This is a genomic window from Methyloterricola oryzae (assembly GCF_000934725.1).
Lineage (GTDB): Bacteria > Pseudomonadota > Gammaproteobacteria > Methylococcales > Methylococcaceae > Methyloterricola > Methyloterricola oryzae.
Map to the genome: position 1 here is coordinate 22,455 of NZ_JYNS01000007.1, position 22,969 is coordinate 45,423.

A 22,969-nucleotide genomic window follows, 5' to 3' on the forward strand; every position below is an offset into this window, starting at 1 on the left:
GCATGGCCGGCAGCCGGCGCCGGGGTTCAGGCGCAGGAGACGAACAGGCGACAGCGACCGGGCCCGAGTTGAACGGCCTGGTCGTCAGCCACCTGGGCAAAGGTCTGGCGGTGGAGGCTGAAGACGGCGCCATCATCCTGTGTCACACCCGGCGTCGACTGGGCGACGCCGCGGTCGGGGACCGGGTTTTGTGGAGCGCCTGCGGCCAGGATCAGGGACGCGTCGAGGCAATCCTGCCGCGCCGCTCCCTGCTGACGCGCCCGGCCTATGGCGGCAAGATCCGCTGCGTGGCCGCCAACCTGGATCGCGTCTTCGTGGTGATTGCCCCGACGCCGGAACCGGATTGGCTACTGGTGGATCAGTATCTCGCCGTGTGCCAGAACCGGGATATCGCCGTCGAGATCGTGTACAACAAGCTCGATCTCGCCCAGGGAGCGCACGATGCAGCCCTTGAAGACTATGCCCGCATCGGTTACCCGCTGCACCGGATCAGCGCGAAACAGAACCTGGGACTGGATGCGTTGAGGCAAGGACTGGCGGGCCATTGCAGCATGCTGGCCGGGCAATCGGGGGTCGGTAAGTCCTCCCTCACCAACACCTTGCTGCCGGAAAAGAACCTGCGCATCGGCGAAATTTCCGAAAGGAGCGGCCTGGGCCGCCACACCACGACTGCGGCGACTTTGTACCATCTGCCGGGCGGCGGTGACCTCATCGACAGCCCCGGGGTCGCTGTGTTCGGATTGGCAGAGATCACGGAGCAGTCCCTCGCCTGGGGCTACCGCGAGTTCCAGGCCCATATTCCCAACTGCCGCTTCAACAATTGCCGGCATCTCAAGGACAAGGGCTGCGGGGTGCGTGAGGCGGTGGAAGCTGGCGCCGTCAGCCTTGCGCGTTACGAACGCTACAGCCGCCTGCTGGAAAAGCTCATTTCGCCCGATGCAGTAGCGTAGCTGGCAGAGAATCGCGACTCCGAGCCGATCCGAAAAGGCGGCGAAGGCCTGGGCAAAGCTCGCCCTAAGGCACATGCCGGCATGATGGGAAGCAGCAAGGACTCAGCCAACCACTCTCAGCAGCCGGTCCAGCCGGATTTCTTCTCCGCCGCGCAGCCGCAGGTACTCGGCGCCGGCGCGGGCATACACATCCATGATCACATCGCGAATTTGATGCTCCCGGCCGGCCTCGTCGCGATAGAGGATGAGCGCGACGCCGCCTCGGATCGCCCGCATCTGCAATTCATCATGAAAGCCGCAGTCGATGGGCTGATAGTCGCTGTTCACAAGCTCACCTTGACGTTGTAGCCGAGCTTCCGGATTTCCGCCGCAAAGCCTTCCAGCCAGCCGGAGGGCAAAACGGCCAGACGCGGCGCTTCCGCCTGCATGGAAGGCCGTGCCAGCCCATAGAGCAGCACGCCCTCAAGGGGTATCCCGGCCATACGGGCCTTGCCCAGCAAGGCCAGGTAGGCGCTGCGTTCGGCTACGCTGGGCACCTCTCCGTCGTAGCTGAATACACAGCTCTGGATCCAGGTGGGACAGATCCCGGCCACCGCCTCCAGATTTCCGAGCAACACGCCCGTGCCCAGATTGACCCCGTTGATGCGCCTGCGACCAGCCTCGGTGCCACTATCCACCTTGAACCAGACCTCGCCGCCCATGCTGCGCCAGATCCTCAGCCCCCGCTGCACCAGACTGCGCCGCATCAGGCTGCCATTGCTGATGAGTACGCGCTTGACTTCACTGCCAAGGTCCAGGGATCGCGCGACCTGATGAATGACCGCCGCTACCTGGTCGAAATTCGGCGCGCTGGTCGGCTCCCCGTTCCCGGAGATGGCAATGTCACGAATCACCCCGTTCTCCGGAGCCACGCCGAAATGGGCGCAAAAACTGCCATCCAGGACCGAGCGCAGAAAGCCCGTCAGTTCCTCGTGAAGCCGTTGCAGGTCGACGGCAGGGGCGCTGCCCCGGGTGAGGCCAGGCACCTGGCAATAGACACAATGCCAGTTGCAGGCATTATTGGGATTCAGGTTGATGCCGACGGACAGTCCGCCGCTGCGTCGGGAAATGACGGGATACACATAGGTCAGCCCGGCGGCATCGCGGCTGTGGTCTTTTGTACTCAGCATTTTCGGTCAGTGCACGGGAAACGCGGGGTCCCCGCAAAGAACATTAGCTAGTTGGACGAGCTCACGGTCATCCCAGTTCGAAGGTGGTGATACCGTAAATCCGGTCCAGCGGCAACTCCGGGGCGGGTCCTTTGTACATCCTGGCCGTTTCGAAAACCAGTGACATGCCATGCCGTTCCGCCAATTGCAGCGCCTGCCCGTTCGGCTCGGGCAAATCCAGATACAGGGGCTGACCGGTGGGAACGCTGCCGGCCAGCGCTGCAAACAGAGCCTCCGCCGTTTCAGGATCGTCGGCAAACAAAGGTCCTATGCGATATCCGCTGGCCGCCGGGCGTATCACACCATAGCCAGAAATGCCGCCGTCGCGCCGCGAGACGAATCCCTGGCTGCCCGCCTGGTTTATCCAGCCCTGAAGGAAAGTCCGCCTTTCAGCCGGGAACATGCGGGCATCGTAACGAAGCAATGCGTCAAAGGAAATAGACTGCAGCGGAACCAGCTCATCGGGTCTGGCCGTGGCAGGGGCTGTCACACCGCAGTAACGCATGTTGCGGAAGGCCAGAGCAAACCCGCTGCGCCGGTAGTCGCCCTGGCGCTGCACCACGCCATCCAGCCCGGCAACCCGCGTGCCCAGGTTGGCAAGACCGGCGTTCCACATGCGCATGCCGTAGCCCTGGCCGCGGAAAGAGGGGCGCACGATGTACAGCCCGACGAAACCGAAGCCTTCGCCGTATCGCACTGCGGAGATGGCGGCGACCATTTCGCCGTCCACATGCCCCGAAAGGTAACCGCCGGGATCCGTACCGTAATAGGTGTCGCAATCATGGAGGCCAGGGTTCCAGCCTTCTTCTTCCGCCCAGCCACGGACCGTCTTGAGTTCCGACCTTGTCATCGGCCGTATCACAAAGGATTGATCGCTTGCCATCATCACCTCAGCCGGTCCCGCAACTGCCTTAAGAACCGTATGCCGCCCAGAACCGGCCCTGGAAGCGACGCATGCCGAAACGCCCCGGCCGCCACCGTGTAACGCCCCTCCCAGAGTTTATCCACAAAGGAGCCTTCACCGGCCCCGCTGTCAACCAGTTCCAACTCGGCCAGTTCCGTTCCGGCCTGGCGAGTCAGCTCCAATACGTTGAGAATGCTAGGGCTGAAAGGCGCGAACGCAGGATTCCAACCCATCTTGAAGGCAAACCCGCGTTTGCCGGAAATCAGGTTCACAGTGGAGGCTATGACCTCCCCACCCACCCGCAGTTCCGTGAAAAAAATCCGACGCTCACCGGAGAATCCTGCCACCATGGCGCGAAAGAAGGCTTCATCCCCCGAGCCGGCGCGGAGCGAAGTGCCTTCCTCGCCCTTCCACCCCATGTGCTCCAGTTCCAGCAAACGCTCCACGCAATCTGGATCTTCGCCCCTGGAAAGCTGCCAGCTCATCTCCCCTTGCTGTGCCAGCCGATTGGCCTGGGAACGCAAACGCTTCCTGGACTTGGGAGATACGGTCGCGTCGATGTAGCTATCGCCGCAGCGGTCAGGGACCATAAAGGCACGGTTGATTTCGTAACGGCTTTCCCACAGCCAGCCGCCACGCGCCGCGGCTTGGCGCAGGTGATCGGCCAGTTTGCCCTCAGCCAGGCATTCCGGAAAATCGATGGCCAGCCGCTCCTGCTTGAGAAAGGCAAAGCAGGCGTCCAGGACCGCCTCAGGAAAGCGTGCGTCGACCAGAATCCCGGTCAGGAACGAATGACGCGATTTGTAGGCTCGCCAATAGGGCAACGGGAAGTGCCTGTCGCCATGCCGGCGTTCAAATACACCGAGACCGCAGAGCTCATCGCCGGAATCGCCAGAGCGGCTTACCAGTACGAAAACCAGATCGGCATCCGGATTCAGGTGACGCGCGGCAGGCATGACGAAATGCGGTGAAAGGTAGGCATTACCCTCCAGGGATCGCGCCTCCAGTTCCCGCCACCGGGACAGGATATCGTCGCTGATATCGGCACGAGAAAGTCCGCGTGCCATGAATCCACCCCTCTCCAAGTGGGCGATTCGCTTCGCCTTGAACAGCATCGGTTCAGCCTCCCTGGTTGCGGCCTTTCAATTTGCGCACCGTTGCAACAAGGCTTCCAAACAGCCGGACGCCCCGGTTCTTGAGGCTGTTGGGTGTGACGGTCAACACATGGTTGACGCTCATCCGGTCCGTCCAGCGTCGCTTGTATTCCTCGTCGCCGATCATGAAATCGAAATGCTGGAACCCTTGTCGAAAGCAATCCTCCACCACCAGCTTGAGCAGCACCTTGCCCAGGGAATACTGCTCATAGGCGACGTTATAGGACGTTACCCAGAAATGCAGGGTGCCGGCGCAGTCGTAGCAGATGTAATAGCTCAATAAAACGCCCTGGTGCCGGAACACGTAAATCCGCCAGGCCCCACTTTCATTGAGCCTCTCGACCAGTTCCGCAACAAAATCCCGTTTGCGCTCGTCCAAGAACACTGATTGTCGCCCCGCCGTCGCCTCGGTGCGCGCGCGGTCGATCACGCGGATTTCATCGAGTAGGCCTTCGTCGAGACGGGCCAGGATCTGCAGCTCCGGCTCAATCCCCGCATCTTTCAGTCGCCGCCAGCGGCGACCTACGTCGCCCGTGAGGTTGCGTCCGCGTGTCTTGAAATAGTCGTCGAAGCTTCCTTCCACGTCGATCCAGGGACAAGTCGCCAGAGCGGCCATTTCCACTCGGCAGCCCTTACGCCCGAGAGCCCGGCACAGAGGTTTGAAAGTGGGCGATGCATCGTTCAGATGCCGCAACACAAGACGGTCCCAACGGGAGCGCCGGGCGAACAGGCTATCGGCCAGGGCGTCAATGATCGCCTCGCGCTGACCGGCGCTCACGATGAAGTCATTACGGTCAGTGAAATCGTGGCCGATCAGCCGCACCGTGCGGTAATCGACCAGCCCGTTCACGGTCCGCTCGCGGTAGATCATCAAGGGGGCGATACCGACGACCTCCAATCTTTCGCCACTGCCCTCTTCCGCCACCAGCAGGAACAGATCCTGCCCCGCTCCGAAGTGCTTGTACCAGAGGTAGAGCCAGGAGAAGGCCAGGTGTGGATGAGGGGATTCGCTCTCGATCGAGAGCTTGTCGAAGGCAGGCTCCAGTGCCGCAAACTCATCCAGGGTTTCTACCAGTCTGACCGTGATCATCGTGTTCCTGTATCCATTGTTAAGCTGCATCGATTGAATGCCGGGCCGATCCGCCGCCCCGCCAACGGCGCCCCTTCAGTGCGCTTCATCCCAGTTGGCGCCGACACCCACTTCCACCAGCAGCGGCACGTTCAGGCTAGCCGCCACCGACATCAGCTGCCGGACCCGGATAACGGCTTCTTCCACAAAAGCCTCTTCCACCTCGAATACCAGCTCGTCATGCACCTGCATGATCATCCGGACCGGCGGCTGCTCCGCCTGTATCCAGGCGTCTACCGCGATCATGGCGCGTTTGATGATATCCGCCGCGGTGCCCTGCATGGGCGCGTTGATCGCGGTGCGCTCGGCGTACTGCCTGCGCTGGGCGCTCTTGGCGTGGATATCGGGGATATACAGGCGCCGCCCGAACAGCGTCTCCACATAGCCCTGATCCCGCGCCAGTTGCCGGGTGCGCTCCATGTAGGCCTTCACCCCCGGATAGCGAAGAAAGTATAGATCGACATAGAGCTGCGCCTTTTCCCGCGCCACGCCCAGTTGCTTGGCCAGGCCAAAGGCGGACATGCCATAGATCAGCCCGAAGTTGATGGCCTTGGCGGCGCGGCGCTGGTCCGGGGTGACCTGATCCAGGGCGGTTTCGAAAACTTCGGCGGCGGTGGCGCGGTGTATGTCCGCACCGGCCGAGAAGGCGTCCAGCAGGCTCTGGTCGCCGGACAGATGGGCCATGATGCGCAGCTCGATCTGGGAATAGTCGGCGGCCATCAATTGGTGTCCCGGTGGCGCGATGAAGGCCTGGCGGATCCGCCGTCCCTCCTCGGTGCGCACGGGAATGTTCTGCAGATTGGGATCGGAGGACGACAGCCGCCCCGTGGCCGCCACCGCCTGATGATAGGAGGTATGCACCCGGCCGCTGCGCGGGTCCACCTGCTCCGGCAGGCGGTCGATATAGGTGGACTTGAGCTTGGACATGGAGCGGTGTTCCAGGATCAGCCGTGGCAGATCGTAGATCTCGGCGAGATCCTGCAGCACCGATTCGTCCGTGGATGGCTGGCCCTTGGGCGTCTTCTTGATAACCGGCAAGTTCATCTTGTCGAACAGGATGGTCTGGATCTGCTTGGGGGAGCCGAGGTTGAAGCGCTGGCCGGCACAGTCGTAAGCAGCCTGCTCGATTTCGTGGATGCGGCGCTCCAACTCGCCGCCCTGCCCCGCCAGCATGAACACATCCACGAGCACCCCGGTGCGCTCAATGCGCGAGAGCACCGGCACCAGGGGCATCTCGATCTCCTGATACAGCTTCCTCAGCGGCTCCGTCGCCTGCAATTGGGGCCACAGATGCTGGTGCAATCTTAGGGTGATATCGGCATCCTCCGCCGCATACTCCGTCGCCCGCTCCACATCCACCGCGGCGAAAGGAATCTGCTTGGCGCCCTTGCCGGCCACATCCTCGTAGTGGATGGTCGCCTGGTTGAGATAGAAGGCCGCCAGGGAATCCATGTCGTGGCGCGTGGCGGTGCTGTTGAATACATAGGACTCCAGCATGGTGTCGTGGCGTATGCCGCGCAGCGCGATGCCGTGGTTCGCCAGCACACTGGCGTCGTACTTGAGATTCTGGCCCAGCTTCGGCCGGTTCTCGTCCTCCAGCAAGGGTTTCAGCCGCGCCAGAACCACGTCCCGCGCTAGTTGGTGCGGTACCCCCGGATAGTCATGAGCCAGCGGGACATAAGCGGCCTCACCGGCCGTGACCGCGAAGGAGACACCGACGATCTGCGCCTGCATGTAGGCCAGGCTGGTGGTCTCGGTGTCGAAGGCGAACACCTCCGCTCGCTCCAGCTTCTCCAGCCAGCGGTTCAATTGCGCCTCGGTGAGCACCGCCTCGTAGTGGCTAGCCGGCGTGTCGGACGGCGGTGCCGGCACGGGAGGCGGATCTGCCGGCGCCTCCAACTGCCTGAGCCAGGCATGGAACTCGAAACGGAAGAGCAGTTCGCGTAGGGCTTCCGTATCGGCCGGCTGGCGCTGCAGATCCTGCGGACGCAGGTCCAGTTCCACATCGCACTTGATGGTCGCCAGCTGCCGGGACAGCGGAATGGCCTCAAGGCTCGCGCGCAGACTCTCGCCGATCTTGCCCCCCACCTCGTCGGCCCGGGCCATCAAGGCGTCCAGGCTGCCAAAATCCGTCAGCCACTTGGCGGCGGTCTTCGGCCCGCACTTGGGCACGCCGGGGATGTTGTCGGACGTGTCTCCCACCAGGGCGAGATAATCGATGATGCGCTCCGGCGGTACGCCGAACTTTGCCTTGACCCCTTCCACGTCCATGCGCGTATTGCTCATGGTGTTCTCTAGGGTCACCCTTTCGTTCACCAACTGCGCCATGTCCTTGTCGCCCGTGGAGATCAGCACGCTGAAGCCCGCCTCCACCGCCTGACGGGTCAGCGTGCCGATCACATCATCCGCCTCCACTCCGCCCACCATTAGCAGCGGAATGCCCATCGCGCGCACCAGTTCGTGCAGGGGCGCTGTCTGCGCGCGCAAGTCGTCGGGCATGGGCGGGCGGTGGGACTTGTAGTGCTCGTAGGCCTCGTCGCGAAACGTCTTGCCCGGCGCGTCGAACACCACCGCCAGGTGCTCGGTTGCATAATCGGACAGCAGCTTTCGCAGCATGTTGGCCACGCCGAAAATGGCGCCGGTGGGCTCGCCCCTGGAATTGGTCAGAGGCGGCAGGGCATGGTAGGCGCGGTATAAAAAGGAAGAGCCGTCCACGAGCACGAGGGCGTTTTGGGTATCCTGGGACATCGATCCATCCGGGTTCAAAAGGTCTGGAGCTTTCCGGCGAGCGCCTTGCTTGCCCGCGTCGGAGCGAAATGTGAAAATAGCGGGCCTTATCCGCGGCTTCAAGCTCCCTGCGGTGGGCCATGGCCTACCCTAACAGACCGCCGGAGCACGGACCAGATCAAACCATGAGCGAGCCTGAAAGATGAACGAAAACTGGATTGCACCGTCTATTTTGTCCGCCGACTTCGCGCGACTCGGCGAAGAGGTCGTGAACACCCTGAACGCCGGTGCCGACGTCGTCCATTTCGACGTGATGGACAACCATTACGTGCCCAATCTGACCATCGGCCCGCTGGTGTGTGAGGCGCTGCGCAAGCACGGCGTCACCGCGCCGATCGACGTGCACCTGATGATCAGGCCCGTGGACCGCATCATCCCGGATTTCGCCAAAGCCGGCGCCAGCTACATCACCTTCCACCCCGAGGCCACCGAGCACATCGACCGCAGCCTGCAGTTGGTGAAGGATAACGGCTGCAAGTGCGGCCTGGTGTTCAACCCGGCGACGCCCCTGAGCTACCTGGACTATGTCATGGACAAGGTGGACATGATCCTGCTGATGTCCGTGAATCCGGGCTTCGGCGGCCAGTCCTTCATTCCCTACGTGCTGGATAAGGCCCGCGAGGTGCGCAAGCGCATCGATGCCACCGGTCGTGACATCCGCCTGGAGATCGACGGCGGCGTGAATGTCAAGAACATCCGCGAAATCGCCGAGGCCGGCGTGGATACCTTCGTAGCAGGTTCGGCCGTGTTCGGCGCGGGGAAGGACAGCGATCCCAACCGCTACGATTCCATCATCAAGTCCCTGCGGGACGAACTGGCCCTCGCCAAACGCTGATGACCCTCCCGGCGCGCCCCCAGCTCATCGTCTTCGATCTCGACGGCACCCTGGTCGATAGCGCGCCGGACCTCGCGTACTGCGCGGACACCCTGCTGGAAACGCTTGGACGGCCGCCCGCCGGGCTTGAGAAAGTGCGACCCTGGATCGGTAACGGCGTGCCCATGCTGGTCACGCGCGCACTGACCGGCGAGATGTGGCCCGAACGAGAACCCGAAGGTTTTGCCGCCGCTTTGCAGTCCTACCTTGAGCTGTATGCCGCCAACCTGTGCCGGTACAGCCGGCTATTCCCGGGCGTCATGGAAGGCCTGACCCTGCTCAGAGGGCAAGGCTATCGCCTGGCCTGCCTGACCAACAAGCACTCGGACTTTACCGGACCCTTGCTGGAGCAACTGGGCGTCAGCGGCCTGCTGGACTATATTGGCTGTGGCAACGAGTTCACGCAGCACAAGCCTCACCCCGAGCCGTTGCTCAAGACCGCGGAGCGGTTCGCACTACAGCCGGGGCAGTGCCTGATGGTGGGCGATTCGGAGAACGACGTGGAGGCAGCGCGGGCCGCGGGCTACGGTATCGTCTGCGTGCCCTACGGGTATCACCGATGTGAGCGCATCGAGGATCTGAAGCCCGACGCACTGGTCGGCTCCCTTGCGGAACTCCCGAATCTGCTGAGGAAGGCGGCCTGAAGCCATGTCCCCCATCCACATGCGCGAACGATGGCGTCCTGAAATCACGACTCGCGTTGCCGCGTAAAGCGCCCCTTTGGCGCTTGCCGGCACCCCACGGCTGCCCACCGGACAGCCACGCCATTCAGTCACCTTTTCAGAACCAATCATGACGCCCGAACAATTCAAGCAGTACGCCGCACAAGGCTACAATCGAATTCCAGTCGCCCGCCAGGTGCTTGCCGACCTGGACACGCCGTTGAGCGCCTACCTCAAGCTGGCGGACGCGCCCTATTCCTACCTATTCGAATCCGTTCACGGCGGCGAACAATGGGGCCGCTACTCCATCATCGGCCTGCCGTGCCGCACCATCATCCGGGTCCGCGGCCTGGACATCGGCATCGAGCACGACGGCGCGCCCCTGGAGTCACACCGCGTGCAAGACCCATTGCAGTGGATCGAGGAATATTCGGGCCGTTTCCGCGTGCCCGACATCGCCGGACTCCCCCGCTTCACCGGCGGACTGGTAGGGTATTTCGGTTACGAAACCATCGGTTACATCGAACCGCGGCTGCTGCGGGAAAAGCCTGACCCGCTCGGCAATCCGGACATTTTGCTCATGGTCTCGGACCAGGTACTGGTGTTCGACAATCTCAGCGGCAAGCTGCTGATCATCACCCACGCCGACCCCACGGAACCGGACGCCTATAACAGAGCCGAGGCGAAGCTGGATGAATTGGTGGCCCGACTCCGGGAACAGGCCTTGCCGCCAAGTCCCAAGTCCGAAGGGCGCCAGGTGGAGGAAGCCGACTTCGTTTCCGGCTTCACCCAGGAGGGTTTCGAGAACGCGGTACGCCGGGTCAAGGATTACATCGTCGAGGGCGACACCATGCAGGTGGTTTTGTCGCAGCGGCTGTCCATCCCTTACGCGGCCTCGCCCCTGGACCTGTATCGGGCACTGCGTTGCCTCAATCCGTCCCCTTACATGTACCAGTTGAATCTGGGCGACTTCCACATCGTCGGCTCCTCGCCGGAAATCCTGGTGCGTCTGGAGGACGACACCGTCACCGTACGTCCCATCGCCGGCACCCGCCGTCGCGGACGCACGCCCGAGGAAGACGTGGCGCTGGAAAAAGACCTGCTGGCGGACCCCAAGGAAATCGCCGAGCACCTGATGCTCATCGACCTGGGCCGCAATGACGCGGGTCGGGTGGCGGAAACCGGCAGCGTGCGGGTCACCGACAAGATGATCATCGAGCGCTACTCTCATGTCATGCACATCGTCTCCAACGTCACCGGAAAGCTGAAGGCGGGCAAAAACGCCTTCGACGTGCTGGCCGCCACCTTCCCCGCCGGCACCGTCAGCGGCGCGCCGAAGATTCGCGCCATGGAGATCATCGCCGAACTGGAGCCCGTGAAACGTGGCGTCTACTCGGGCGCCGTGGGATATATCGGCTGGTCCGGCAACCTGGATACCGCCATCGCCATCCGCACCGCCGTGATCAAGGATGGCATGCTGCACATCCAGGCCGGCGCCGGCATCGTCCACGATTCGATTCCCCTGAATGAATGGGAAGAGACCATGAACAAGGGCCGCGCGGTGTTCCGTGCTGTGGCCATGGCCGAGTCCGGCCTGGAGAAGGGAGAAAGCCTGTGAGCGCCCGCATCCTGATGATCGACAACTACGATTCCTTCACCTATAACCTGGTGCAGTATCTGGCGGAACTGGGCGCCGAGGTGGAAGTGGTGCGCAACGACCAGATCGCAGTGGAGGAAATCGAGCGCATCAATCCCGACAAGCTCGTGATCTCGCCCGGCCCCTGCACGCCGAAGGAAGCCGGCATTTCGGTGGCCGCAATCCACCGCTACGCCGGGAAATATCCTATTCTGGGTGTGTGCCTGGGGCACCAGAGCATCGGCCATGCCTTTGGCGGAAACATCATCCATGCCAAGAGCATCATGCACGGCAAGACCTCCATGGTGCACCACAAGGACACCGGGGTGTTCAAGGGGTTGAACAATCCGTTCCAGGCCACCCGTTACCACTCCCTGGTCATCGAGCGGGCCAGCCTGCCGGAATGCCTGGAGATCACCGCCTGGACCGAGGACCGCGACGGCAACCTTGACGAGATCATGGGCGTGCGTCACAAGACGCTCCCCATCGAGGGTGTGCAATTTCACCCGGAATCCATCATGACCGAGCAAGGGCACGACCTGCTGCGGAACTTCCTGACCCACTGAGGAGCCTGATTCCCATGGACATGCCCAAGGCCCTGCAAACCTTGCTGGACCACAAAGACCTGACACCCTCCGAGATGCGCCTGCTCATGCGCACCATCATGAGCGGCGGAGCCACGCCGGCGCAGATCGGAGCCTTCCTCATCGCCCTGCGCGCCAAGGGCGAGACCGTGGAAGAAGTGGCGGCGGCTGCGGAGGTGCTGCGGGAAATGGCGACCAAGGTCAAGGTGACCGGCCCCCACGTGATCGACACCTGTGGTACCGGCGGCGACGGCGCCAACACCTTCAACATCTCCACGACCTCAGCCTTCGTGGTGGCGGCGGCGGGCGGCCAGGTGGCTAAGCACGGCAGCCGCTCGGCCTCCGGGCGTTCCGGCAGCGCCGATGTGCTGGAAGCCGCCGGGGTCAATCTGGACCTGACGCCGGACCAGGTAAAAGCCTGTATCGATCAGGTGGGCGTGGGCTTCCTGTTTGCGCAGCGTCACCACGGCGCCATGAAATACGCCATCGGTCCGCGCCGCGAAATCGGCGTTCGCACCCTGTTCAACTTGCTGGGCCCCCTCACCAACCCGGCGGGCGCCACCAACCAGTTGGTCGGCGTCTTCGCGCAGCGCTGGGTGGAGCCCCTGGCCCAAGTCTTGAGAAAGCTCGGCAGCCAGCACGTGCTGGTCGTCCACGCCGACGACGGGCTGGATGAAATCAGCATCGCGTCGCCGACACTGGTCGCCGAGCTGAAGGGCGGCCAGGTGACGACTTACAAGGTGAGTCCGGAACAGTTCGGCATCGCCATGGCCCCGCTCACGAAACTCGCGGTGGACACCGTTGGCGCCAGTCTCAAGATCATGCTCGGCGTGCTCGATGGCCAAGCTGGACCCGCCGCGGACATCGTCGCTCTCAATGCCGGGGCCGCCATCTACGCGGCCAACCTGGCAGACAGTCTTGAGGCCGGTGTGGAGCGGGCTCGGGAAGTCATCGGCTCAGGCGCCGCACGGCGGAAATTGGACGAACTGGTAAGCTTGAGCCGGAGTTTCGCCTGACGGCGCGGGCTTGTGCCTCTCGCTTTGACGACCCGAACTCTGGCCCCAAAGCCAGCAGATCACGCTTACCGAATCACGCACGCTAGCGCACATGAACAACCCACCTGACATCCTGAAGAAAATCCTTGCCCGCAAGCGGGAAGAGATCACCGAACGCCAAGCCAAGATCAGCCTGCCGGAACTGCGGTCCATGGCCGAAGCGGCGGGTCCGGCCCGCGGGTTTGTGAAGTCGATACGGAATCGGCTAGCCAAGGGCCAGGCGGCGGTCATAGCAGAAATCAAGAAGGCCTCGCCCAGCAAGGGCGTGTTGCGGGAAGACTTCCGGCCCGGCGAGATCGCGCGCAGCTATGAGGCCGGTGGTGCGGCCTGTCTATCGGTACTGACCGACCGGGATTTCTTTCAGGGCGCAGAGGCCTACCTGGAAATGGCCCGCAATGCCTGTTACCTGCCAGTCATCCGCAAGGATTTTCTCATCGATCCCTATCAGGTTTACGAAGCGCGAGCCATCGGAGCGGATTGCATCCTGCTGATCGCTGCCGCGCTGGACAAAGCCACCATGGCTGATCTGGCACGCCTGGCCGGCGAACTGGGCATGGACGTGCTGATCGAGGTGCACGACGCGGCGGAACTGGAACAGGTGTTGCCCTTGGAATTGCCGCTGGTGGGCATCAACAACCGCAACCTGCGAACCTTCGACGTATCGCTGCAGACCACCTTGGACCTGCTGCCCATGATCGGCCCGGAGCGGACCGTCGTGACCGAGAGCGGCATCCTGGAACCCGCCGATGTAGCCTACATGCGGGAGCGCGGAGTGCATGCCTTCCTGGTGGGAGAAGCCTTCATGCGCGCCGACAACCCGGGGGAGCGCCTCAAGCATCTCTTCTTTGCAGCCTGATTAACCGATCAGACTTCGCCAGCGGCGGCAGCGCCGTCCAACGTCATTTCCTCGGCCGCTGCATTGAGGTCCCTCAGCGCTGCTACAAAACCTGCGGCAAACAGCCTGTGCGACCTCTCTCGCTTGGCAGCCAACTCGGGATCGGAAATCGTCGGCAGAATCACGGGATTGGTATTGATCTCCCAAACCTGCAGGTTGCCATCCTGATCCACGCTGTAGTCGATCCGGCCAAACTGGATCTGGGCCAGCGAACAGATTTCCCGCAATTTCTCGGCATGCGGGTTTTGACAGAGGTAATCCAACTCCCGATTAAGATGGACTTGCTCCTGCTCGGAGGATGAGAATTTGACGACCCAGCGCCTTGAAAACCACAGGTGGGCCGGTACGATGTGGCGTCCCACCACAAAGGCGCCATATTTGTTATAGAGCCCGACCGAATCCGCCGTCGCGGAGAATTCGGACACGATGATATCGCGCCGCCTATGGATCCGCCGCCGCACACGGGAAATGAAACCGGTCAGTGACCGGTCCCGCCACACCGGTGTAACCTCTGCATGACCGGGGCCTCCCTTTGGTTTGCTCGCCGAGGTCTTGCCGCTTTTCCAGCGCTCCAGCCCAATCAGGCGCTGAATCTCCGCTTCGACTTCCGCCGCTGACGACAGCAAGCTGGTGCGCGGTGCGTTATGGTCATTTGCCACTCGGACGAACACGGGATAGCGGGCTGAAGCCCATGGTCCGTCGGCACGATAGACGGCAAATCGGTTGATGCCCCGCTCGAAAAGCAGGTTGAGCAGTTCGTAACGCAACAGCGAGCCACTGGGACTGTTCAGGACCAAGATGTCAGGCCGCTCGCGCGTAATGTGCTCATGAACCCGCGCAGCGGCCGCCTTCTGAAAGAGCAACAGTCGATCGATATCGGTAAAAATCGCCACACCCGAAGGTAGGTTCATCACATCAACCTTACTGCCGTAAGGGATGAGTTGAACCTGAGAGGCCAGAACCTGTCCGGACGTAGCCAGAAACCTCGGCCACGTATAGGTATGCTCCGCAGTGATGAAGACCATGATCATGGCCGCAACTCCCTAGCTTCGTGCGAGAAATGATAATGACACGAAGTATGGCGATAGCGTCAAGCCGGCAATTTGACTACGCAATCCCGCCTATGCCGCCACCGCCGAATCAGACGGTCCTGAGCGTCACGGATGATCTGAGAGAATTGAGATGGCCTGCGCAGTCCTTGAAGTCGGGGCGTGACATAGATCCAGGCGAGCGAGCTCCAAGGCTGCAGATTTCCGGAATCCAGCTTTTAGCAACGCAGTTCATGCGCGTGATGCGCGGCGACTAAGCCATTGGCTTGATGAGGACAAAAGGAGAGGATCTTCGCAATCTGATGAGTCAACCGCCATTGCGGCGGTTCAAAGCGGGAGCCAGTTTAAGTCCCAATAGAATTTCTTACGGTGCTCAACCCAGGAGAAAAAAAGCCGTGGGCAATTTGAACCCACGGCACCACTCAAAGCACAGCGAACGAGAAATCGAAGCAGATGAGAAAGCTTTTAGGCCGCTGAATCCAAAGAACGGCGGCGGCCAATCACAGACAGCGACGCCAAGGCGCTGATCAGTAACCATACGGCGGGCGGAACTGGAACGGTCGTGACAGTCTTTGTGCTGCCATCGAACAGACTGCCGAATAGGTCAAGAATGTTGCCTGATTGCGGATCTAGCGTCAGATAAACGCTCTCGTCAGTGTTGGCAAATTGGGCGGCCCAACCACCAAAGGAGCTGAACAAAGACCTGAATCCGATCGACGGGTTGGGATTGGAGAACAGAAACTGGCTAGCATCGGCCTCCACCAGATCCGCAGAAAAGAGATTATCGGAGATGCCAGACCTCGGCGGAGGCAGTTCCGCAGGCCACAGCAGGCCGCTGATAGCGACGCTCCCCCCGACAAAATCCGAGGAACTGTTAAAGTTGGCAACCAATTCGAACCCACCGTTGTAGACGGTGTACTGAGTCCCGCCGTCGAGCATGGCGAAATAGAACTCCCCTCCAGCCTTGTTTTTTGCAGTGAGGGTGAAGCCGCCGTCACTGCCATATGGATCGAGATCCACCGTCACCGAAGAGAAGAAACGCGGAAACCCCTCTGGCGGAATCGCAGCGTAGCTGTCGCTGCTGAATATCGACAAAGTAAACGCCAGCACCAAAAAAACGACTGAATAGGCAAATTTCATGCTAAAGCTCCTATTTATCCAGTTCTGGAAAAGCAATTTGCGAGTGATTTCACCGAGTACAAGCAACACCCCCTGGACATCGACTCAACGACCACTGCTGCATGGCCTCCAGCCGGCGGCCAAACCCCGAAGGACTGCTTCCGTAATAACCATTCTTACGAAATTTCTTTAGAAATCACATAGATAGTTACATGCCTTTTGAGCATAGACACTAATTTTTGAATTGCAAATGTGAACTGCGGCACAAATTTGACATTCAGCAAAAAGGGTGAAGACCGCTAGCTGACACAGTTTGCAGGGCATCTGCCACCGCGTTTGCGGGCACAATTCGATTGTTCAATTTTCTGAAACTTTAAATTTTTTATTGTCCACCCCAAATTTCCACATCGCCCGCGCGCCTCCCAATCCGGAGTACATGCGACCGACTGGCACACGATCGCGGGCTTCCAATCCGCGCGGACCCTGTTGTGGCGGAATGAGTCATCCGCGGCGCACTCCATCCTGCGACCCGACTCAACAGCTTGGAGCCGCCTCGGCAGATCAATTGGGTTAAAATGAGACTTCGTCGATCCACCATAACCATCATGCAGAGCGCCCCAGACCTATTCTCCTACCGCAAATACTGGGCAAAGCGTTTCGGCATTGCTCCGCAATTGCCTACATGCCGAGCCGAAATGGATACGCTGGGTTGGGACTCGTGCGATGTCGTGTTGGTTACCGGCGATGCCTACGTAGACCACCCGAGTTTTGGCATGGCCCTGATCGGGCGGCTTTTGGAAGCCCAGGGCTTTCGCGTGGGCATCCTTGCCCAGCCGGCCTGGCACAGTGCCGTGGATTTTCAGAGATTGGGCCGCCCAAACCTGTTTTTCGGGGTCACAGGCGGCAACATGGACTCCATGGTCAACCGCTATACCTCGGACCGCCGCATTCGATCCAACGATGCCTATACCCCCGGCGGAGAAGCAGACAAGCGTCCTGACCGCTGCGTCCTGGTCTACGCGCAGCGCTGCCGAGAGGCCTACCGGGATGTACCCATCGTTCTTGGAGGCATCGAGGCCAGCCTCCGGCGCATCGCTCACTACGATTACTGGTCGGACAAGGTTCGCCGTTCAGTCCTGGTGGACAGCAAGGCCGACCTGCTGGTCTATGGGAATGGGGAGAGACAGGTGGTCGAAATCGCGCACCGGCTTGCCAAGGGGGAATCCGTTGAGGCATTGACCGACATCCGCGGTACCGCGTTCATGCTTAAGGGCCTACCCGCAGATTGGCATGAACTGGACTCCAGCCGCGTGGATGAGCCAGGCCTTGTCGCCCCTCCAGGCAACCCATACGCGGCCGAGCCGCCTGCCTGTGCCCCTGTCGCCCAGGACGCATCGCTGACACCCGGCGACAAGCCAGTCCGTTTTCGGCACATTTCAGCGCTGACGCAGCGAGAGCGCACCGTCATTCGCCTACCGGCCTTTGAAGCAGTTCGGGATGATGCCGTGCTGTATGCCCACGCGTCCCGGGTCCTGCACCAGGAAACCAACCCTGGCAACGCCCGCGCCCTGGTGCAACGTCACGGCGACCGTGACGTCTGGTTGAATCCGCCGCCGATTCCACTGACCACGGCGGAGATGGACGGCGTCTACGGCTTGCCCTATAGCCGCCTGCCGCACCGCTCCTATGAGGAGTCAAAGATCCCAGCCTTCGAGATGATCCAGCACTCGGTCACCATCATGCGCGGCTGCTTTGGCGGATGCACCTTTTGCTCCATCACCGAGCATGAGGGCCGTATCATTCAAAGCCGCTCGGAGGATTCCATCATCCGCGAAATCGAGGCGATCCGGGATATATCGCCCGCGTTCACCGGCATCATTTCGGACTTGGGCGGCCCCACTGCCAACATGTACCGGCTGACCTGTAAGAGCCCTGACATCGAGGCAAGCTGCCGCCGTCCTTCCTGCGTCTTCCCCGGCGTGTGTAAGAACCTGATCACTGACCACGGCCCGCTGATTCGCTTGTACCGCCGAGCCCGCGCAATTCCGGGCATCAAGAAGATACTCGTCGCGTCAGGCCTGCGTTACGATCTGGCAGTGCTTTCGCCTGAGTATGTCAAGGAACTCGCCTCCCATCATGTGGGCGGCTATCTGAAAATCGCCCCGGAGCATACCGAACCCGGGCCGCTTTCAAAGATGATGAAGCCGGGTATCGGCACCTACGACCGCTTCAAGCTGCTGTTCGACAAGTATTCCCGCGAAGCAGGCAAGGAGCAGTACCTGATCCCGTATTTCATCGCGGCACATCCCGGAACCAGCGATGAGGACATGCTCAATCTCGCGCTCTGGCTCAAGCGCAATGGCTTCCGTGCCGACCAGGTACAGGCATTCCTGCCCTCGCCTATGGCGACCGCGACTGCCATGTACCATTCGGGCAAGAACCCCCTGCATAAGGTCACGCGCGTCAGCGAGCCGGTCCCCGTGCCCCGCTCAATGAAGCAGCGGCGCTTGCACAAGGCTTTTCTCCGTTACCACGATCCCAATAACTGGCCATTGTTGCGGGATGCGCTCAAGCGCATGGGCCGTGCCGACCTGATAGGCAACGGCAAGCACCATCTGGTGCCCCGGTTTCAACCGGTAGGAACGGGCGAGGAAGGTGAAGGCAAGCGCGTCAGTCGCAAGGCCCTGTCCTTCCGCACTCAGCATACGGGACTGCCCAAGGATGGCAGGCCTACGCGCGCAAAACGCTAACCCACAACCGAAGGCAGTTCAGCGCAGTTGCTTGCCAATCTCCGAGGCGTAGGTGATCGCGTCGATATAGCATTGTAATGGGGCGGCTTGCGCGGTTATGCCTTTACCGCCCACTTCATCAAAAGCGCCCCGCTCGAGAGCCAGCGTAAACTGTAGCACTTCACCGATGGGGCCCGCCCCGTGCAGCAAGGCCTGATTGATCTCGTCGTGCAGGCGCAGCTTTTCCAGAATGTAGGCCATGGGCGCGTCCATGATGGCGTCCAGCAGCGAGAAAAGGCCGGCAATGTGGTAGGACTCCGTGGCTTCGCGCCCCAGGTTCTGGGCTATCGTCTCGCAGGTCTTGGCCCGTACCAGCGCCATGTTCATCAATTCTCGCGGCCTAAACTCGATGGCATTGACCAGGGCCACGCTCACCCAATTCTTGATGCGCTGCAGACCGAAGAAGACGACGGCACGCTTGATGGACTCGACTTGCCGGGGCATGCCGAAGTAGGCTGAATTGATCAGGCGCAGCAACTTGTAGCTGAGGGTGACGTCGTTACTGACCATCTCCTCGACCTGCCTGATCCCCACCTCAGGGTCTTGCAGATAGCTAAGAAGTTTGAGCGCGGATAGCCGGTCGGCGGGAATTTCGGTCCCGTGGATCAGCCGCGGATGCACGAAAAACGAGCCTTCGTAGAAATCGAAACCGAGCCGCTGGAAGTAATCGTACTGGTCGGCGGTTTCCAATGCGCGAACCAGAAAATGGGGCCTGCGTTGCGGTGGCGGCGCCGCTGTGAGCTGGCTAAAGCCACCTGTCGCACCCGCTTCCATGCTGCACAGCGATATGAATCCGGCCTCTTTTTGCAGCGCACTCAGACTCTGGGTCAGGTTGTCCACCGCAATCCGCACCCCCTGGCTCGCAAGTTCGCCGATGAGCCTCGCGCTTTCCGGGTCTGCGATTGCCGACTCTGGCAGCGCAAACACCAGGCGGTTGCGCGGCCAGGCCACATGCTCGCAGCAGGGCAAGAGTTCCGCAGGCAAACGGATCAAGCTTACGTTGTCCCCTACGATGGATTCCAGCGCCAGGTCTCTGGATGCATCCACCAGTGACGCCGCCAAACACGCAGGATCATCCCCGACACCGGCACGCCATGCATTACCGCTGCAAAGCTTCAACTCATAGCCATAGATTCCGAGGGAACGGTCATAAATTGGGAGGCGGGCTATCAGTCCGTCGAACATTCGAACTCGAGTCATGTCTATGGGTTGGGTGCTCCGGAGTTTAGCAATGGCCGAGGCAAACACAAGAACCGCGTATTCAACTCGGCCGCAAGGAATTATTAACCTCCTCAACCTACGGAATTGCTTGGATAACACTAAAAAAGCAAATATCCTTAACACGTTGATGCGGTTGCCAGGACTCTAGAACCAAGAAACGATGAACAAACTGCAACTGTTTGAGGAGTCCTCCGCCTTTACCGAGGACAATGCAGGTTTTCTTGAGAAGCTGTACGAAAACTATCTGCTGGATCCCAATTCCGTCGATCCTTCCTGGCGCGACAAATTTTCGTCCATGCAGGCGCCTGAGGATTTCGCGCCACCCACGCCCGCTACGTCCCTACCCTCGGCCGAACTGCTGAGCCTGGCGCTGCGTAAGCAGGCAGCGGTAGATCGCCTGATTGCCCAATACCGTACCCGCGGTCACCAAGCGGCGGACAACAATCCACTCAAACTAACTGCACCACCATTCATCCGCGATCTTGACCCCAGGACTCACGGGCTGGGTGCGCATGACATGGATTCGCTGTTTTACGTGGACATCCTTCGCAATGCGGAGAAGCAGCCGTTGCGTGAGATTTTGGGACGCCTGCATGAGACCTACTGCGGCAGCATCGGTGCGGAGTACTCTCACATCGTGGATACGGAACTGCGCGAATGGATACAGCGTCGGCTGGAAGGTTCTCGGGCACGTATTCGACTCAGCCCGGAGGAAAAGCACTGGCTCCTGGAATTGCTGGTGGCCGCCGAGGGCATAGAAAAGTACCTTCACCGCAAATACGTGGGACAGAAGCGCTTCTCTCTCGAGGGAGGAGAAAGCCTCATTGCCCTGTTGGATGAACTCATCCAGCGCTCCGGCGAGCAAGGTACCCGCGAAATCGTCATTGGCATGGCCCACCGCGGACGCCTGAATGTCCTGGTCAACATCATGGGTAAGAAGCCCAGTCTGTTGTTCCAGGAGTTCGAGGAAACCGCCACCCACGACCCAAGTCCCAATGGCACCGGGGACGTGAAATACCACATGGGGTTCTCTTCTGACGTGGAGACCCCCGGAGGCCCAGTGCACTTGGCCCTGGCGTTCAACCCTTCGCACCTGGAAGTCATCAATCCGGTCGTGGAAGGCTCCGTGCGCGCGCGCCAGGACCGCTGGCCGGAGGACGGTGAAACGGCGGTGATGCCGGTACTAATCCACGGCGACGCGGCTTTTGCCGGTCAGGGCGTGGTGATGGAGACCCTCAATATGTCGGAGACCCGGGCTTACACCACGGGAGGCACAATACACGTCGTAGTGAACAATCAGATCGGTTTCACCACCAGCAACCCCTTCGACGCGCGCTCAACACTCTACTGCACCGACGTGGCCAACATGATTCAGGCGCCGGTGTTCCATGTAAACGGAGACGACCCCGAGGCGGTCATCTATATCACCCGGCTCGCCGTCGAGTTCCGCATGAAATTCAAGCGGGACGTGGTAATCGACCTGATCTGCTACCGCCGGCATGGCCACAACGAAGTGGATGAACCGGCCGTTACCCAACCCTTGATGTACTCCTACATCCGGAACCATCCAAGCGTTCGCAAGCTGTATGCGGACCGTCTGGTCGCGGAAGGCGTGGTTCACGATCAGGAAGTCAGCAGCCTGGACGAAGCCTATCAGCATCGCCTGGAGAACCAGGGCGTCGCCTTGCGCGCCACCCTGCGCGATACCACCAACTACGCACGGACCCGCTGGGATCGCTTCATCGGCAAGGAATGGACAGAGCCCTGCGAAACGGCCGTGCACATGGAGCAGCTGATTTCCGCCGGCAATGCCTTGCTGCGGATTCCGCCCGGGTTCGAACTGCATCCGCGCGCATCCGCGATCATCGAAGCACGCCGAAAAATGGCGGAAGGCAATACGTCCGTTGATTGGGGCTTCGCCGAGAACCTGGCCTATGCCACCTTGCTGATGGAGGGTCATCATATCCGCTTCAGCGGGCAGGACGTGGGGCGCGGCACGTTTTTCCATCGTCACGCCATCCTCTATGACCAGAAAAATGGCGATGCCCTGATCCGCCTCCAGCATCTGGCGCCCAATCAAGGTCGCTTCCAGATTTTCGACTCACTGCTGTCCGAGGAGGGGGTGCTGGGCTTCGAGTATGGTTACAGCACCACGGAACCCGACACGCTGATCATCTGGGAGGCGCAGTTCGGGGACTTCGCCAATGGTGCACAGGTTGTTATCGATCAGTTCATCACCTCCGGTGAAACCAAATGGGGGCGCCTCAGCGGACTGGTCATGCTGTTGCCCCACGGCTACGAAGGCCAGGGCCCCGAACACTCATCGGCGCGCCTGGAGCGTTACCTGCAACTCTGCGCCGAACAGAACATCCAGGTCTGTGTGCCCACTACGCCCGCGCAGATATTCCATTTGCTGCGCCGCCAGATTCTGCGCACCTATCGCAAACCCCTGGTCACGCTGACGCCGAAGAGTCTGTTGCGGCACAAACTGGCCGTTTCCTCCTTAAGCGATTTGGCCACTGGCCGCTTCCAGACCGTGATCGGCGAAACCGAGGCCCTGCCTGCCAAAGAGGTTACCCGTGCGGTAATATGCAGCGGCAAAATTTATTACGATCTTCTGGAAATGCGGCGGCGAGAAAACATCAGGCACGTTGCCATTTTGCGGATCGAACAACTGTACCCTTTCCCGCTCGATGACTTCGCCGAAGCGCTCGATCCCTACACCAATCTCAAGGAGCTGATCTGGTGCCAGGAAGAGCCCGAGAACCAGGGTGCCTGGCACCAGATCAGGCACCGTTTCCTGAGTTTGAGCAATCCTGGGTTTACCCTCGGATACGCGGGACGACCCAATTGCGCGGCACCGTCCGTGGGCAAGTTCAGTCGGCATTTGGCGCAGCAGAAGCAGTTGCTGGAGGAAGCGTTTTTCGCGGAACCCAGCCTCACCCGTTAGGAC

At 60.9% G+C, this 22,969-nt stretch carries 18 protein-coding genes; 9 read left to right on the plus strand and 9 right to left on the minus strand.

All coding sequences use genetic code 11. The features are described from left to right. Positions 1-2 precede the first annotated feature (2 nt). A complete protein-coding gene (rsgA, locus tag EK23_RS10920; protein WP_082054112.1) occupies positions 3-950 on the plus strand; it encodes a ribosome small subunit-dependent GTPase A in 948 nt (315 codons plus the stop codon). A gap of 102 nt (positions 951-1,052) precedes the next feature. On the opposite strand, the gene EK23_RS10925 is transcribed toward rsgA, so the two are convergent. The 6 genes from EK23_RS10925 to polA all read right to left on the minus strand — a co-directional run bounded on the left by EK23_RS10925 (position 1,053) and on the right by polA (position 8,093). After that, positions 1,053-1,277, minus strand: a complete 225-nt coding sequence (locus tag EK23_RS10925; RefSeq protein WP_045225407.1) for a hypothetical protein — start codon at positions 1,275-1,277, stop codon at positions 1,053-1,055. Then, positions 1,274-2,119 (minus strand): radical SAM protein, encoded by an 846-nt coding sequence (locus tag EK23_RS10930; RefSeq protein WP_045225408.1) that lies wholly within the window; start codon positions 2,117-2,119, stop codon positions 1,274-1,276. The genes EK23_RS10925 and EK23_RS10930 overlap by 4 nt, the downstream gene beginning before the upstream one ends. 67 nt (positions 2,120-2,186) lie before the next feature. Next, positions 2,187-3,008, minus strand: coding sequence for a GNAT family N-acetyltransferase (locus tag EK23_RS10935; RefSeq protein ID WP_235282012.1), 822 nt, complete (start codon positions 3,006-3,008; stop codon positions 2,187-2,189). A 35-nt stretch (positions 3,009-3,043) separates the two neighbouring features. After that, positions 3,044-4,129 carry a GNAT family N-acetyltransferase gene (locus EK23_RS10940; protein ID WP_158002493.1) on the minus strand — a complete coding sequence of 362 codons (1,086 nt, stop codon included), beginning with the start codon at positions 4,127-4,129 and terminating at the stop codon, positions 3,044-3,046. A gap of 52 nt (positions 4,130-4,181) precedes the next feature. Next, positions 4,182-5,306 (minus strand): GNAT family N-acetyltransferase, encoded by a 1,125-nt coding sequence (locus tag EK23_RS10945; protein ID WP_045225411.1) that lies wholly within the window; start codon positions 5,304-5,306, stop codon positions 4,182-4,184. A gap of 75 nt (positions 5,307-5,381) precedes the next feature. Continuing rightward, entirely contained in the window at positions 5,382-8,093 is a 2,712-nt protein-coding gene (gene polA / locus EK23_RS10950) for a DNA polymerase I (RefSeq protein WP_045225412.1), read from the minus strand. A gap of 181 nt (positions 8,094-8,274) precedes the next feature. On the opposite strand from polA, the gene rpe reads away from it, so the two are divergent. The 6 genes from rpe to trpC all read left to right on the plus strand — a co-directional run bounded on the left by rpe (position 8,275) and on the right by trpC (position 13,799). Beyond that, complete coding sequence (gene rpe, locus EK23_RS10955; protein WP_045225413.1) at positions 8,275-8,967, plus strand: ribulose-phosphate 3-epimerase; 693 nt, start codon at positions 8,275-8,277, stop codon at positions 8,965-8,967. After that, a complete protein-coding gene (locus EK23_RS10960) occupies positions 8,967-9,650 on the plus strand; it encodes a phosphoglycolate phosphatase (protein ID WP_045225414.1) in 684 nt (227 codons plus the stop codon). Before rpe ends, EK23_RS10960 begins: the two co-directional genes overlap by 1 nt. 148 nt (positions 9,651-9,798) lie before the next feature. Continuing rightward, positions 9,799-11,286 carry an anthranilate synthase component I gene (trpE, locus tag EK23_RS10965; RefSeq protein WP_045225415.1) on the plus strand — a complete coding sequence of 496 codons (1,488 nt, stop codon included), beginning with the start codon at positions 9,799-9,801 and terminating at the stop codon, positions 11,284-11,286. A 14-nt stretch (positions 11,287-11,300) separates the two neighbouring features. Next, a complete protein-coding gene (locus tag EK23_RS10970; protein ID WP_200892145.1) occupies positions 11,301-11,870 on the plus strand; it encodes an anthranilate synthase component II in 570 nt (189 codons plus the stop codon). A gap of 14 nt (positions 11,871-11,884) precedes the next feature. Then, the gene (gene trpD, locus EK23_RS10975) at positions 11,885-12,904 is read left to right on the plus strand and encodes an anthranilate phosphoribosyltransferase (RefSeq protein WP_045225417.1); all 1,020 of its coding nucleotides are present in this window, start codon (positions 11,885-11,887) and stop codon (positions 12,902-12,904) included. 91 nt (positions 12,905-12,995) lie between these two features. After that, positions 12,996-13,799 (plus strand): indole-3-glycerol phosphate synthase TrpC, encoded by an 804-nt coding sequence (gene trpC / locus EK23_RS10980; protein WP_045225418.1) that lies wholly within the window; start codon positions 12,996-12,998, stop codon positions 13,797-13,799. An 8-nt stretch (positions 13,800-13,807) separates the two neighbouring features. On the opposite strand, the gene EK23_RS10985 is transcribed toward trpC, so the two are convergent. Together EK23_RS10985 and EK23_RS10995 are read right to left on the minus strand one after the other, a co-directional pair. Further along, positions 13,808-14,869: a hypothetical protein gene (locus EK23_RS10985; RefSeq protein WP_045225419.1), complete on the minus strand. Its 1,062-nt coding sequence runs from the start codon at positions 14,867-14,869 to the stop codon at positions 13,808-13,810. 483 nt (positions 14,870-15,352) lie between these two features. Next, positions 15,353-16,027 carry a VPLPA-CTERM sorting domain-containing protein gene (locus EK23_RS10995; RefSeq protein WP_045225421.1) on the minus strand — a complete coding sequence of 225 codons (675 nt, stop codon included), beginning with the start codon at positions 16,025-16,027 and terminating at the stop codon, positions 15,353-15,355. Between the two features lie 584 nt (positions 16,028-16,611). Between EK23_RS10995 and EK23_RS11000 the strand changes: the two genes are divergently transcribed. After that, the gene (locus EK23_RS11000; RefSeq protein WP_045225422.1) at positions 16,612-18,756 is read left to right on the plus strand and encodes a YgiQ family radical SAM protein; all 2,145 of its coding nucleotides are present in this window, start codon (positions 16,612-16,614) and stop codon (positions 18,754-18,756) included. Positions 18,757-18,774: 18 nt separating this feature from the next. On the opposite strand, the gene EK23_RS11005 is transcribed toward EK23_RS11000, so the two are convergent. Then, the gene (locus tag EK23_RS11005; protein WP_158002494.1) at positions 18,775-19,842 is read right to left on the minus strand and encodes an EAL and HDOD domain-containing protein; all 1,068 of its coding nucleotides are present in this window, start codon (positions 19,840-19,842) and stop codon (positions 18,775-18,777) included. 334 nt (positions 19,843-20,176) lie between these two features. On the opposite strand from EK23_RS11005, the gene EK23_RS11010 reads away from it, so the two are divergent. Continuing rightward, positions 20,177-22,966 carry a 2-oxoglutarate dehydrogenase E1 component gene (locus tag EK23_RS11010; protein WP_045225424.1) on the plus strand — a complete coding sequence of 930 codons (2,790 nt, stop codon included), beginning with the start codon at positions 20,177-20,179 and terminating at the stop codon, positions 22,964-22,966. Positions 22,967-22,969 lie beyond the last annotated feature (3 nt).

What these genes read in the sequence shown, in the direction of transcription:
- rsgA (WP_082054112.1), top strand. Translation starts at nt 3, where the DNA reads ATGGCCGGCAGCCGGCGCCGGGGTTCAGGCGCAGGAGACGAACAGGCG.
- EK23_RS10930 (WP_045225408.1), bottom strand. Translation starts at nt 2,119, where the DNA reads ATGCTGAGTACAAAAGACCACAGCCGCGATGCCGCCGGGCTGACCTAT.
- EK23_RS10935 (WP_235282012.1), bottom strand. Translation starts at nt 3,008, where the DNA reads ATGACAAGGTCGGAACTCAAGACGGTCCGTGGCTGGGCGGAAGAAGAA.
- EK23_RS10940 (WP_158002493.1), bottom strand. Translation starts at nt 4,129, where the DNA reads ATGGCACGCGGACTTTCTCGTGCCGATATCAGCGACGATATCCTGTCC.
- EK23_RS10945 (WP_045225411.1), bottom strand. Translation starts at nt 5,306, where the DNA reads ATGATCACGGTCAGACTGGTAGAAACCCTGGATGAGTTTGCGGCACTG.
- polA (WP_045225412.1), bottom strand. Translation starts at nt 8,093, where the DNA reads ATGTCCCAGGATACCCAAAACGCCCTCGTGCTCGTGGACGGCTCTTCC.
- rpe (WP_045225413.1), top strand. Translation starts at nt 8,275, where the DNA reads ATGAACGAAAACTGGATTGCACCGTCTATTTTGTCCGCCGACTTCGCG.
- EK23_RS10960 (WP_045225414.1), top strand. Translation starts at nt 8,967, where the DNA reads ATGACCCTCCCGGCGCGCCCCCAGCTCATCGTCTTCGATCTCGACGGC.
- trpE (WP_045225415.1), top strand. Translation starts at nt 9,799, where the DNA reads ATGACGCCCGAACAATTCAAGCAGTACGCCGCACAAGGCTACAATCGA.
- EK23_RS10970 (WP_200892145.1), top strand. Translation starts at nt 11,301, where the DNA reads ATGATCGACAACTACGATTCCTTCACCTATAACCTGGTGCAGTATCTG.
- trpD (WP_045225417.1), top strand. Translation starts at nt 11,885, where the DNA reads ATGGACATGCCCAAGGCCCTGCAAACCTTGCTGGACCACAAAGACCTG.
- trpC (WP_045225418.1), top strand. Translation starts at nt 12,996, where the DNA reads ATGAACAACCCACCTGACATCCTGAAGAAAATCCTTGCCCGCAAGCGG.
- EK23_RS10985 (WP_045225419.1), bottom strand. Translation starts at nt 14,869, where the DNA reads ATGATCATGGTCTTCATCACTGCGGAGCATACCTATACGTGGCCGAGG.
- EK23_RS10995 (WP_045225421.1), bottom strand. Translation starts at nt 16,027, where the DNA reads ATGAAATTTGCCTATTCAGTCGTTTTTTTGGTGCTGGCGTTTACTTTG.
- EK23_RS11000 (WP_045225422.1), top strand. Translation starts at nt 16,612, where the DNA reads ATGCAGAGCGCCCCAGACCTATTCTCCTACCGCAAATACTGGGCAAAG.
- EK23_RS11010 (WP_045225424.1), top strand. Translation starts at nt 20,177, where the DNA reads ATGAACAAACTGCAACTGTTTGAGGAGTCCTCCGCCTTTACCGAGGAC.